The 13154-nt window shown below is 72.3% G+C and carries 9 protein-coding genes; 4 read left to right on the top strand and 5 right to left on the bottom strand.

What is annotated here, in order from left to right:
• Positions 1-2: 2 nt before the first annotated feature.
• Both ACWEN0_RS00390 and ACWEN0_RS00385 read left to right on the top strand, forming a co-directional pair.
• Entirely contained in the window at positions 3-1040 is a 1038-nt protein-coding gene (locus tag ACWEN0_RS00390) for an ABC transporter ATP-binding protein (RefSeq protein WP_451967564.1), read from the top strand.
• Between the two features lie 116 nt (positions 1041-1156).
• Positions 1157-1942: a DeoR/GlpR family DNA-binding transcription regulator gene (locus tag ACWEN0_RS00385; RefSeq protein ID WP_451967562.1), complete on the top strand. Its 786-nt coding sequence runs from the start codon at positions 1157-1159 to the stop codon at positions 1940-1942.
• Here the strand turns inward: ACWEN0_RS00385 and ACWEN0_RS00380 are convergent.
• The 4 genes from ACWEN0_RS00380 to ACWEN0_RS00365 form a co-directional block, all read right to left on the bottom strand.
• The gene (locus ACWEN0_RS00380; protein WP_451967561.1) at positions 1930-2736 is read right to left on the bottom strand and encodes an SGNH/GDSL hydrolase family protein; all 807 of its coding nucleotides are present in this window, start codon (positions 2734-2736) and stop codon (positions 1930-1932) included. The genes ACWEN0_RS00385 and ACWEN0_RS00380 overlap by 13 nt on opposite strands.
• Before the next feature lie 71 nt (positions 2737-2807).
• A complete protein-coding gene (locus ACWEN0_RS00375; protein ID WP_451967559.1) occupies positions 2808-4307 on the bottom strand; it encodes an alpha/beta hydrolase in 1500 nt (499 codons plus the stop codon).
• Between the two features lie 83 nt (positions 4308-4390).
• Positions 4391-5752 (bottom strand): MDR family MFS transporter, encoded by a 1362-nt coding sequence (locus ACWEN0_RS00370; protein ID WP_451967557.1) that lies wholly within the window; start codon positions 5750-5752, stop codon positions 4391-4393.
• A 159-nt stretch (positions 5753-5911) separates the two neighbouring features.
• Entirely contained in the window at positions 5912-6925 is a 1014-nt protein-coding gene (locus ACWEN0_RS00365) for a LacI family DNA-binding transcriptional regulator (protein ID WP_451967556.1), read from the bottom strand.
• A gap of 95 nt (positions 6926-7020) precedes the next feature.
• Here ACWEN0_RS00365 and ACWEN0_RS00360 point away from each other — a divergent pair, with 95 nt between their 5' ends.
• Entirely contained in the window at positions 7021-8502 is a 1482-nt protein-coding gene (locus ACWEN0_RS00360; protein WP_451967555.1) for an FGGY-family carbohydrate kinase, read from the top strand.
• A gap of 3 nt (positions 8503-8505) precedes the next feature.
• Here ACWEN0_RS00360 and ACWEN0_RS00355 read toward each other — a convergent pair whose 3' ends face one another.
• Positions 8506-8835: a hypothetical protein gene (locus ACWEN0_RS00355; protein ID WP_451967553.1), complete on the bottom strand. Its 330-nt coding sequence runs from the start codon at positions 8833-8835 to the stop codon at positions 8506-8508.
• A 471-nt stretch (positions 8836-9306) separates the two neighbouring features.
• Between ACWEN0_RS00355 and ACWEN0_RS00350 the strand changes: the two genes are divergently transcribed.
• Positions 9307-12441: a TIM-barrel domain-containing protein gene (locus ACWEN0_RS00350; RefSeq protein WP_451967551.1), complete on the top strand. Its 3135-nt coding sequence runs from the start codon at positions 9307-9309 to the stop codon at positions 12439-12441.
• The last annotated feature ends 713 nt before the right edge of the window (positions 12442-13154 follow it).

The following is a 13154-nucleotide window of genomic DNA, read 5'->3' as shown; positions in this document are numbered from 1 at the left end:
CGATGGCGGAAGTGACCTTCCGGGACACGACCCGGTTCTACGCGGGCGTCGACCGCCCGGCGGTCGACGGGCTCGACCTGGCGGTGGCGGACGGCGAGTTCCTGGTCCTGGTGGGCCCGTCGGGCTGCGGGAAGTCGACGACGCTGCGGATGCTGGCCGGGCTCGAGGGCGTCGACGACGGTTCGATCCACATCGGGGAGCGCGACGTCACGGCGTTGCCGCCCAAGGACCGGGACATCGCGATGGTGTTCCAGAACTACGCGCTCTACCCGCACATGACGGTCGGCGAGAACATCGGCTTCCACCTGAAGCTGGCCCGGATGCCGGCAGCGGAACGCCGGCGGCGCGTGGCTTCGGCGGCCGAACTGCTGGACCTGACGCCGTACCTCGACCGCAGGCCCGCGCGGTTGTCGGGCGGGCAGCGCCAGCGCGTCGCGATGGGCCGGGCGATCGTGCGCGAGCCGAGCGTGTTCCTGATGGACGAGCCGCTGTCCAATTTGGACGCTCAGCTGCGCGTCCAGACCCGCACGCAGATCGCCTCGCTGCAGCGGCGGCTGGGGATCACCACGCTGTACGTCACCCACGACCAGGTCGAGGCGATGACGATGGGCGACCGCGTGGCGGTGCTGCGGGACGGGGTGCTGCAGCAGTGCGACACCCCGATCGGCCTGTTCTCCCGGCCGGCGAACGTGTTCGTGGCGGGGTTCATCGGGTCGCCGTCGATGAACCTGCTCGAGACCACGGTGTCCGAGCTGGAAGTGCCGTTGACACCGGCGCAGCGGTCGGCGCTGACCGGCCCGGGTGTCGTCGTGGGCGTCCGTCCCGAGGGGTGGATCATCGGCTCGGGGCGGGACGCCGTGGTCGAAGTCGTGGAGGAGCTGGGCAGCGACCAGTACCTGTACTGCCGGGCCGGCGAGCAGGTGCTGACCGTGCGCACGCCGGGGATGGCGGCGTGGCAGCGGGGCGAGCCGATCAAGCTGGCGCCGCAGCCGGAGTCCGTGCACCTGTTCGACGCCGCGACCGGCGCGCGGCTGCCTTGACCGGCGTGCCGCGTGCGGGCGACACCGGCGATGCAGCATACTGCTCGAAACGGTAGTCAACAGCGCAACCGTGTGCGCGCTGGACCGCCGCGAAGCAAAGCTAGGGAGTACCGCAGATGGCCCGGCACGAACGGTTGAGCACCCTGCTGGACATGCTGGGGCAGCGGGAAAAGATCGACGTCGAGGACGTGGCCGCGGAGTTGAACGTCTCCGCGGCCACCATCCGGCGCGATCTCGACCACCTCGCCGAACAGCAGCTGCTGACGCGCACCCGGGGCGGCGCGGTCGCCAACGACCTCGCCTACGACCTGCCGCTGCGCTACAAGACGGCGCGGCACGTGCCGGAGAAGCAGCGGATCAGCGTCGCCGCGGCGGCGTTCGCGGCCAAGGGCATGGTCGTCGGGCTGAACGGCGGGACCACGACCGCCGGGGTGGCGCGGGCGCTCGCCATGCGGTCCGACCTGTCCGGACGCGGGGACGCGCCGGGCATCACGGTCGTCACCAACGCGCTGAACATCGCGCACGAGCTCGCCGTGCGGCCGAACGTCAAGATCGTCGTCACGGGCGGGGTCGCGCGGCCGCAGTCGTTCGAGCTGAGCGGCCCGCTGGCCACCCGCGTGCTCAGCGAGCTGACCATCGACCTGCTGTTCCTCGGGGTCGACGCCTTCGACCCGGAGGCGGGCGCGTTCGCCCACCACGAGGGCGAGGCCAGCATCAACCGCCTGATGGTGGAACGCGCCGAGCGCGTCGTCGCGGTCGCGGACGGGTCGAAGCTGGGCCGCCGGGCGTTCGCCCGGATCTGTGAGACGACCCAGGTGCACGCGCTGGTGACGGACACCGACGCGGATCCGGAGGCGGTCCGGGCGCTCGAGGCGATGGGTGTCGAAGTTCAGGCCGTGTGAGCCAGGGCGAGTTCGAGGACGCGGTGGCCGGCCGCGGACGGGTGGACGTCGCAGCCGCCCGCCGGGAGCTTGACCAGCAGGCCCGCCGCGCACGGGTCGCCGCCCGTGCGCAGGGACGCCAGGAAGAACGCCGTGAAGCCGTCCGCCACCTTGCCGTGGTAGCGGCGCGTCACCTGGGCCAGCGCCGTGTCGAGGGCCTTCACCTGCGCCACCTGCGCCGCGTCGCGGTAGTCCAGCGAGTAGTACGACACCAGCACCAGTTCACCGCGGTACTGCGAGCGCACCGCGCCGAGGATCGCCGCCAGGTTCCGGCTCACCTGGCCGAGCGCCGCCGTGAAGTCCGGGCCCGTGCAGTGGTCCGGCGTGGTGTCCCGGCAGAGGAACAGGTCGTTCGCGCCGATGGTCAGCGTCACCAGCCGGGTGTCCCGGTGGGTCCGCAGGTACTGCACGGCGTAGGCGATCTGGCTGCCCGGGTAGGCGACGTGCAGCGGGAACGCCGCCCGGTAGCCGTTTTCGCAGCCGTTGCTCGGCGCGGTGGTGACCAACAGGCTGCCCGTCGTTTCGCCGGGACACGACGCGTTCGCCAACCGGAGCCCGCGCAGCGCGGCGTATTTCTCCGCGTAGCCGCTGAAGTTGGCCGCGTTCAGGTAGTCCGCGCCCGCGTTGGGCCGGTAGCCGAACGCGACCGAGTCACCCAGCGCGAGGTAGCGGCCGGTGCCGGCTTCCGCCGGGGTCGTGAGAAGTGCGGAAGCGGCGATCACGACCGCCGCCGTGGCGAAGAATCGACGAAGCATCTCCGGCTCCCTTCCCCGCAGCGCTGCGTGGCCGGAACGATTGTGCCCGTTCCGGCCACGCGGCGGAAGCGTCAGAAGCCGATCGTCGACGGCGGCTTCGGCCCGGCGATGCGGGCCTCGGCCGATCCGGGCTCGACCGCGGCGCAGTGCGTGCCCTGGGCCGGGAGCTTGCCGCTGATCAGGTAGTCGTCGGTCGCCTTGATCACGCACGGGCTGTTCTTGAAGTACGCGCCGTGGCCCCAGCCGTCGTAGGTGAGCAGCGTGCTGCCGCTCTGCCGGGCCGCGGCCTGCGACCACGCGTACGGCGTTGCCGGATCGTGCTCGCTGCTCACCATCAGCAGCGGCGGCGCGCCGTGGACCTGCAACGGGTGCTGAGGGTTGCTGGTCTTGTCCGGCCAGCCGATGCAGCCGGTGACGGCCTGCCAGCCCAGCGAGTTGACCTTGACGTCCGGTGCCAGCGCCGCGGCCGTGCGACGGTAGGCCTCGAGCTCGGCGTAGTTGTGCACCGGCAGCTTCCAGTCGTCGCAGAACACGCTCCGGAAGACGTTGTGGACCGGGGTGTCGGCCCTCGCCTGCGCCGACGCGGCCGGCTTGGTGCCGTCCGCGAACGTCTTGAGCGTCTTCGCCAGCTGGTCCCAGCTCGGGCCGTAGAACGAGCCCTGGAAGATCGACGCCAGCTCCAGCGGCGTGATCGCTTCGCCGCTCTGCGGGTCCTTCAGCTCTCCGCGCGCGGCCTTGTCCTGCAGGGCACGCGTCAGCTTCGAGACGTCCTGACCGTGCAGCGCGCAGCTCGGCGTCCGGCCGCACCAGGCGGCGAACTCGCCGAACTCCGCCTGCACCGACTGGGTTTCGCTGGTGAGGAACTCGAACGCCGTGTACTGCGAGTGGTCCATGTTGCTGTCCAGCACGAGCGCGCGGACCTTGTCCGGGAACAGCTCCGCGTACTGCTGGCCCATCAGCGTGCCGTACGAAACGCCGTAGTAGGTCAGCTTCCGCTCGCCGAGCGCGGCGCGGATGGCGTCCATGTCCCGTGCGACGCTCTTGGTGTCGCCGTACCGGCCCAGCGGCCCGGAAAGCCTGTCGCAGCTTTCGCCGAGCTTGCGGTTGTAGCTCGCGAGCTGTTCGAACTCGGCCTGGTTGCGCGGAACGGCCGGGTGGTCGGCGATGATCTCGTCGAGCCCGCACTTGATCTGCGTGCTGTCGCCGACGCCGCGCGGGTCGAAGCCCACGGTGTCGAAGCGCTTGGTGATCTCGGGCGAGAGCGACCAGCCGCCCTCGACCTCACCCGCGCCCGCGCCGCCGGGCCCGCCCGGGTCCATCAGGATCGAGCCGATGCGGGCGGCCGGGTCGGTCGCCTTGCGGCGGGCGAGCGCGATGCTCGCGGTGCCCTTCTCCGGGTGGGCCCAGTCGATCGGCACGGTCACCGTGCCGCAGTCCACGCCGGGTGCGCCGGCGCACGGCTTCCAGTCGATCGTCGCCGGGGACGCCCCGGCCGGCGTCGCCGCCAGCAGGCTCCCCGCTACCGCCACTGCTGCCGCGGCCGTGACCAGCCGCCTCGATACCCCCGACATCGTCAGCCCTTCCCCTTACCGACAGTGGTTGGCCGGCTCCAGGTAATCACCATTCCGGTGATCGCGCCAGGTTCCCTGGTGGATCAGGCCTTGACGTCCACTGTGGACGCTCGCTCCGCGTGCCGCAGCCACGCCGTCGCCACCACACCCAGCACGCACAACGCGCCCAGCACGCCGAACGCCCAGCCGAACCCGGTCGCCGGGTCCACGGCGAGCCCGCGGGACAGCACGATCACGCACAACGCGCCGCCGGCCGCGCCGCCCACGCGCAGCACGATGTTCACCAGAGCCGTCGCGTGGCCGAGCTCCGCCGCGCTGACCGACGCATACGCCGCCGTCGAAGCGGGCATGATCGACAGCCCGAGCCCGGCGCCGCGGACCACGAGCACCGCCTGGACCAGCCACATCGGCGCGTCCGGGCCGAGCCACGGGAGCGGCGCGGTGCTCGCCAGGACGACCAGCGCGCCGGCGAGTGAGACGGTGCCGCCGCCGTAACGGTCCGTCAGCCGGCCGGCGACGAGCACGAACCCGGTCGTGGCCAGCCCCATCGGGGCGAGCAGGACGCCCGCCTCGGCGGGCCCGGCGCCGAGCCGGACCTGGAACCACAGCGGCAGCAGGAGAACCGCGCCGAACATCCCGGCGCCGGCGAGCAGGACGGACGCCAGCGCCGAGCCCAGCACCGGCCGCGCGGCGAGCCGCAGGTCCAGCACGGGGTGGCGGACGCGCAGCGAGCGCCAGGCGAACACCGCGAGCGCGAGGGCGCCGACGGCCGCGAACACGGCGTCGCGCTCGGTGAGCGTGTAGACGAGCAGTGGCAGGCCGAGCGACACGAGCAGCAGTCCCGGCCAGTCCACCGGCGGCGGCTGCCCGCGGTCGCCGCGCGGCACGTACCGGAGCGCCAGCCCGAACGCGACCAGCCCGATCGGCAGGTTCAGCCAGAACAGCACCGGCCATGAGAAGTGCGCGAGCAGGAACCCGCCGACGCTCGGCCCGACGACGGGGGCCAGCCCGACGACGAGGCCGAGCGTGCCCATGGTGCGGCCGAGCCGCTCGGGTCCCACGGCCAGCCCGATCACCGTCTGCCCGGCGGTGACCAGCACACCGGTGGTCATGCCCTGCACCGCCCGGACCGCGATCAGCGTGCCGGCGTCCGGCGCGAGCGCGCAGGCCACGGACGTCAGCAGGAACGCCGCGAGCGCCCAGAGCCACAGCCGTCCGGCGCCGAGCTTCTTCACGAGCCACGGGGTGAGCGGGAGCGCGGCGGACAGCCCGAGCAGGAAGGCGGTGGCCACCCACTGGATTTCGATGAGGCCGACCCCCAGGCGCAGCCTCATCGACTCGAGCCCGACGGCGACGATCGAGCCGTCCATGTTGGCCAGGAAGCCCCCGAGCGCCATCACGCCGGAAGCGATCCAGACGGTGCGCGGGATCGGTGGTGCGGTCATGTCCCCGACGGTAGAAGTTCGAGGAAGGTCGAGGTCAAGGCTCAGCCGCGGGCGCCTGGCGCGGCCGGATCTCCCTGCCGTGCAAGGAGAGGTGCCGGTGCCACCGCCTGGGCGTCCCGTCGCCGAAGAGCCAAGGCCGCCACGGAGGTGCGCCAAGCGTCACATTGGGCGGTCTCCGGTGCGCGTCGAGCTGCCCCGGACGATCAGCTGCGCGGCCATCGTCGTCGTGGTCGTCGCGCGGGCGCCGCTGTCGCCGATGCGGTCGAGCAGCAGGCGCGCGGCCAGCTGGCCCATCGCGTGGGCGGGCTGGGCGACAACGGTCAGCGCCGGGGAGATCAGGGTCGCCCACGGCGCGTCGTCGAACGACACGATCCCGACGTCGCGGCCCGCTCGCAGGCCCAGCTCCGCCAGCACCTGCAGGACACCGACGGCCATCGTGCTGCTGGACACCAGGAGCGCGTCCGGCGGCTCGAGCTTCGTCAGCAACCGCGTCGCGGCTTCCCGCCCGCCGGCGTCGCGGAATTCGCAGCGGCGGACCAGTTTCGCGGAGTACTTCCGGCCGGCGGCCCGGAGTCCGTCGCGGTACCCGTCGAGCCGGTCGTCGGCCGTGGTGACGCCCGGCGGGCCGGCGATGCAGGCGATGCGCTCGTACCCGTTGTCCGCGAGGTGGGCCACGGCGTCCCGGGCCGCGGCGCGGGAGTCCAGCAGGACGGCGTCGCAGTCGGTGGACCCGAGCCGCCGGTCGACGGTCACGATCGGCGTCCGGTGCGTCGTCAGCGGCCCGACGTCGCTGTCGCCGGTGGTCGGCGACATGATCACGCCCGCGATCCGCTCCTGCGCCGCGACCTCGACGTACCGGCGTTCCTTGGCCGCGTTCTCGTCGGAGTTGCACAGCATCACCGAGTACCCGGCCGCCTGGGCCGCGTCCTCGACGCCGCGTGCGATCGCCGTGAAGAACGGGTTCTCGACGTCGGAGATGATCAGCGCCAGCACGGCGGTCTCGCGGCGGCGCAGGCTGCGGGCCAGGCCGTTCGGGGTGTAGCCGAGCTCGGCCACCGCCCTGGCCACGCGTTCGGCCAGTGCGGGGTCCACAGTGGACTTGCCGTTGAGCGCCCGCGACACGGTCGCGGTCGACACCCCGGCCAGCGCCGCCACGTCGGAGATCGTCGCCACCCGCGTCCTCGTTCACCCTCGTTCGTTGACAGGGCCCCGGGGACACCATAGCTTGGGGGAAATCGATTTCCCGCAGGGTGGTCCGTGGAGGGCGGATGACGGGACTGCTGCTCGGCGTGGACATCGGCACCGCCGGCTCGAAGGGCGTGCTGGTGGACCCGGACGGCGCCGTGCTGGCCCGGTCCGTCCGCGAACACGCCGTGGCGACACCGCATCCCGGCTGGTTCGAACACGACGCGGAAACGGTCTGGTGGGCCGACTTCGCCTCGATCGTCGCCGACCTGCTGCGCGCCGCCGAGGGGCGGCCGCTCGCCGGGCTCGGCGTCAGCGGCATCGGGCCGTGCCTGCTGCCGGCTTCCGAGGCGGGCGAGCCGTTGCGGCCGGCGATCCTCTACGGCGTCGACACCCGGGCGAGCGCCGAAATCGCGGAGCTGAACGACGAGTTCGGCGTCGAGGAGATCCTCGCGCGCGGCGGCTCGCCGCTGACGAGCCAGGCCGTCGGGCCGAAGGTGCGCTGGCTGGCCCGGCACGAGCCGGACGTCTACGCGCGCACGAAGAAGCTGCTGATGGCGAGTTCGTTCCTGGTGCACCGGCTGACCGGCCGGTACGTCCTGGACCACCACTCGGCGAGCCAGTGCACGCCGCTGTACGACCTCGTCGCGGGCGAGTGGGCGACGGATTGGGCTTCCCGCGTCGCACCGGGTCTGCCGTTGCCGGAGCTGCTGTGGCCGACGGAGGTCGCCGGGAAGGTCACCGCCGCGGCGGCCGCGGCGACCGGGCTGCCGGAAGGCCTCCCGGTGACGGCCGGGACGGTCGACGCCTGGGCCGAGGCGGCCAGCGTCGGCGTCCGCGGGCCCGGCGACGTGATGGTCATGTACGGCACCACGATGTTCCTGGTCCAGGTGCTTCGTGAGCCGCGCCCGCACCCCGGCCTGTGGGGCACGCGCGGGGTGGTCCCGGGGAGTTTCACCTTGGCGGCGGGGATGGCGACGTCCGGCGCGGTGACGGACTGGCTGCGGAAGCTCGTCGGCGCGTCCTACGAGGAGCTCGTCGCGGAGGCGGCGCTGGTGCCGGCGGGCAGCCGGGGGCTGCTGCTGTTGCCGTACTTCGCCGGGGAGCGGACGCCGTTGTTCGACCCGGACGCGCGCGGCGTGCTCGCCGGGCTGACGACCACGCACGGCCGGGCGGAGATCTACCGCGCGGCGCTCGAAGGCATCGCCTACGGCGTCCGGCACAACCTGGAGGCGATGGCGGCCGCGGGCGGCGCGGCGGGCCGGCTGGTCGCGGTCGGCGGCGGGACGAAGGGCGGGCTGTGGACACGCATCGTCTCGGACGTCACCGGGCTGCCGCAGCAGATCCCGGCCGAGACGATCGGCGCCTGCCTGGGCGACGCGCTGCTGGCGGCGGAGGCGGTCGGGATGGCGCCCGTCCGGGCCAACCCGATCGCCACGACGGTCACCCCGGACCCGGCGAACAGTGCGCGGTACGAGGAGTTCTACGGCCACTACCGGTCCCTGTACGAGGCGACGGCCGGGACGGCCCGCTTCCTGGCGGAGCAGCAGCGCGCGTCGTCGTAGTGGTCAGGGCGCGGACCGGCGGCGGGCGACCATGTCCCGGTAGTGCTCCAGCGCCGCGACGGACTGGGTGACCTGCTCGAAGCTGGGGAGCGCGCGGACGTTGGCCACGAGCGTCATGTCCTTGCGCGGGATCTCCACGAAGCACACCTCCACGCCGGACTCGGCGGCGAGGGTGGCCACCTGGGTCCGCCAGGTCGGGAGATCGTGCTCGTCGCCGAGCCATTCGTGCAGGTAGACGCACCACTTGCCGCGGCGCAGCTCGCCCGCGATGGCCTCCTGCCCGACCAGGTACGGTTCGGTCACGCGGTCGTCCACGACCGTTCCCCGGAACACCAAGGCACCTCGTTCCCTCCTGCTCCCGGGCGGTGACCCCGACCGCCGGAAAGCGCTATCTCGGCGAAGACCTCCCCTCTGCCGCCGAGCAGCGCGGATCCCGGCAACCGATGACCGACCAGCCGGGACGGCGCCAACATACCGGCGGAAATGGCGCGCAGCAACCATTTCCGTTCGGGACGCGCCGAGCGTGCACAGCCGGCGTGCGGATGCACGTGCCGATCGCCGCGTGCGCGTTCGAACATTCATCGAAATGGCGGGAAGAATTTTCCGGCGGAGAAACCGCAGAACGTTATCGGAGTCCGCGGCGCGTGCCCAGTGGATCTTCGGTCCGCGACCGTACGGGTGCGCAACGTGAGCACCGACGGAAGTCGTGAGTCGGCCCGCTGAACCGGTTCGGCGGGTGACTTTGCGCGAAACGTGCGCTATACAGAGCCCGTCATGCGTGTTGATGCGCGAAAGGTGTCTCGAATGAGCAGAGTTGCGCAGTCGCTCGGCTGTCTGGCCGCTGCCGCCGCCCTCGGACTGGCGCCCACCGCGGCGTCCGCCGAGCCGGCCGCGGCGGGCTCCGGGCAGCTGGGGGACCTGACCGGGATCACGGCCGACGGCCCGACGGTGACGCTGGAGTCGGGGGCCGCCGCCGTGCGCGTGAGCTTCCCGGCCGACGGGGCCGTCCGGGTCTGGCTCGCCCCCGACGGGACCTTCACCGACCCGGCGGGCAGCAGGATCGTGCTGCCGAAGAACACGCCCCCGGCGACGCCGAAACGCGTCGACAAGGGCGCTTACTGGGCCATCTCGACGCCCAAGGCGACGCTGCGGGCGTACAAGCACCCGCTGGAGTTCGCCCTCTACGACGGCGCCGACCGCAAGCAGCTCTGGGCGGAGTCCGCGCCGCTGGCCTGGACCGGCACCACGACCACGCAGAGCCTGGCCCGGACCGCGACCGAGCAGTTCGTTGGCGGCGGTGAGCAGAACGGCCGGTTCAGCCACCGCGACCAGACGATCAAGATCTTCGCCGACGACAACTGGGACGACGGCGGCGCGCCCAACTCGCAGCCGTTCTACGCCTCGACCTCGGGTTACGGCGTCCTGCGCAACACCTTCGCCCCGGGCAGCTACTCGTTCACCAGCCCGGTCAGGACCACCCACGACGAACGCCGCTTCGACGCCACCTACGTCGTGGGCGACTCCCTCAAAGACGTCGTCAGCGGCTATACGGACCTCGTCGGCAAGCCGTTCCTGCCGCCGATCTACGGCCTGGAAACCGGCGACTCGGATTGCTATCTGCATAATGCAAATCGCGGGGAGCGGCACACGCTCGACGCCGTGAAGGTCGCCGACGGCTATACCGCGAACGGAATGCCGAATGGCTGGATGCTCGTCAACGACGGTTATGGCTGCGGCTACGAAAATCTGCAGCAAACCGGCGAAGGTCTACGAAAAAACAACATGCAGTTGGGCCTCTGGACCGAAGACGGCGTGCCCAACCAGGCCGGCGAGGTCAAGGCCGGCGTGCGGGTGCGCAAGCTGGACGTCGCCTGGGTCGGCCCGGGCTACCAGTTCGCCCTCGACGCCTGTGACACCGCCTACAAGGGCATCGAAGACAACAGCGACGCCCGCGGGTTCGTCTGGCAGCCGGTGAGCTGGGCCGGGGCGCAGCGCTGCGGCGTGCTGTGGAGCGGCGACCAGTCGGGCTCCTACGACTACATCAAGTGGCAGATCCCGACGTACGCCGGCGCGACGACGTCCGGCATCGCCTACAACACCGGCGACATCGACGGCATCTTCGGCGGCAGCCCGCAGACCTACGTCCGCGACCTGCAGTGGAAGACCTTCCTGCCGGCCGCGATGACCATGGACGGCTGGGCGTCCTCGGACAAGCAGCCGTGGCGCCAGGGCGAGCCGTACACCTCGATCAACCGCAAGTACCTCATGCTCAAGGAGCGGCTGCTGCCCTACACCTACAGCTACTCGGCGCAGGCGCACCAGACCGGCGTCGGCCAGGTCCGGCCGCTCGCGCTCGAGTACCCGGACGACCCGAACGTCTGGACGGACAAAGCGAAGTACGAGTTCCTGTCCGGCACGGACTTCCTGGTCGCGCCGGTCTACGAGAAGTCGGACGTGCGCAACGGCATCTACCTGCCCAAGGGCACCTGGGTGGACTACTGGAGCGGCAAGACCTACACCGGTCCGACCACTGTGGACGGTTACGACGCACCGCTCGACACGCTCCCGCTGTTCGCCCGCGCCGGGGCCGTCGTGCCGATGTGGGCCGAGGGCACGACGTCGTGGCAGACGCGGGACAAGTCACGGCTCGACGTCGACGTCTACCCGCAGGGCAAGGGCAGCTTCACGCTCACCGAGGACGACGGCGTCACCCGCGGCTACCAGCGCGGCGAACAGGCCAAGCAGACGTTCACCGTCGACGCGCCCCGGTCCGGGCCCGGCACGGTGACCGTGGGGATCGGCGCGAGCGCGGGCACCTACCCCGGCAAGCCCGCGGCGCGGAACTACGAGCTGTCCGTCCACACGGGATCGAAGCCGGGCGCCGTCCAGGCCGGGACCGGGGTGCTGCGGCAGTACGGCAGCAAGGCCGAGCTGGACAAGGCGCCCTCGGGCTGGTGGTACGACCCGGCCGCGCACGGCGTGGTGCGCGTCAAGACCGGCGCGCTCGGCGCGGGTGACCGGCAGGACGTGCGGCTGTCCGGCACGAGCGCGGTCGGCGGTTTCTTCCCCGAGGACGACAACACCGCGGTGACGCTGTCCGCGCCGTCGCTGGCCGTGCCCGGCCAGACCGTGACCGGCACGGTCGGCTTCACCAACAGCACGCCGCTGCCGGTGCGGGACGTCACGCTCTCGGTGCAGGGCAACGGGATCCGCGCCGCCGTCCAGAACGCGCCGAAGCTCGTCATGCCCGGGCAGACCGTCAAGGTGCCGGTCACGCTCACCCCGGACGCCGGGCTGAAGCCCGACGACTACCGGGTCACGGCCACGGCGACGTACCAGGCCAGGCTGGGGGCGCACCAGGCCGTCGACGCGTTGACGGTCACCGTGCCGTACGCCTCCGTGGCCGCGGCGTACGGGAACGTCGGCGTCACCGACGCGGCGCACGTCGCGGGCGGGGACCTCGACGGCGGGGGCAGCAGCTTCCGCGCCGAAGGACTGGCGGACGCCGGCCTGAAGCCGGGCGCGGCCTTCACCGCGAACGGTGCGCGGCTGACCTGGCCCGACGCCGGGAGCGGCAAGGCGGACAACGTCGTCGCCGCCGGGCAGACCGTCGCCGTGCGCGGGACCGGCTCGAAGCTGGTGCTCGCGGGCACCGGCACCGGGACGGCGAAGGGCACGGTGTTCGTCCGGTACGCCGACGGCAGCACCAGCCAGGCCGACCTCGGCCTGCCCAACTGGTGCTGCGCCGACCCCGCCCAGTACGGCGCGACGACCGTCGCGACCGTGCTGGGCAAGAACACCCGCACCGGCCCGGCCTACCCGACCGTGCCGTACCGGGTGTTCGCGAACTCCGTCCCGCTGACCGCGGGCAAGGAGGTCGTCGCGGTGACGCTGCCGTCGAACTCGGCGCTGCACGTGTTCGCCGCCGGCGTCGCCTGAAGGAGGTTCGGCGACCCGCCGAAGTAGGCGCCGTCCGTGACGAAGATCGTGTCGTCACGGACGGCGACCGCGGTCGGGTTCGCTAGTCCGTCCGAAGTGGACAGGATGGTCCGGATGCCGTCACGGCCGACCGTGACGACCCGGTTCTCCTGGTTGATCGCCGCGACGACCGTGCCGCCGTGGAAGGCGAAGTCGTCGACCGGCCCGAGGCCCGTCGCGACGACCCGGCCGGGCCCGCCGGCGAGCGGGAACCGGACCAGCGTGCCGCGGTCCAGGTTGGACACCCAGACCGCGCCGTCGTGGACCTTGATCCCGTTGGCGCCGAAGCCGGTCACCGGCGCGAGCAAGTCGCCGGTCGCGAAGGCGGAGACGCGGCCCCGGGAAACCCGCCAGACCGTGGAGCCGAACGAGTCGGCGACGAAGAGGTCGCCGGTGGCGGGGTCGCGCGCGACGCCGTTCTGGAACCCGGCCGGCGGCAGCGCGGCCACCTGGACCGGCGGGCCGCCGGGCCGGATCCGGTAGAGCCCGGTCGCTGCGGTGCCGGTCGAGACGGCGACGTACAGGTCGCCGCCGGGCGCCCGCACGATGCCGCCGAGGAACAGTTTCCGGTGTACCACCGGGACGTCGCCGTCCGCCGGGACCGGGATGCGGGCGATGCTCCGCACCCGGCCGTCGGGCGTGACCCGGCCGATCTCGCCGCTGTAGGCGAAGGT

Source organism: Amycolatopsis sp. NPDC004378 (assembly GCF_053602455.1).
The sequence above is the reverse complement of the archived record's forward strand: the minus strand, read 5'-3'. Positions and strand labels throughout refer to the sequence as shown.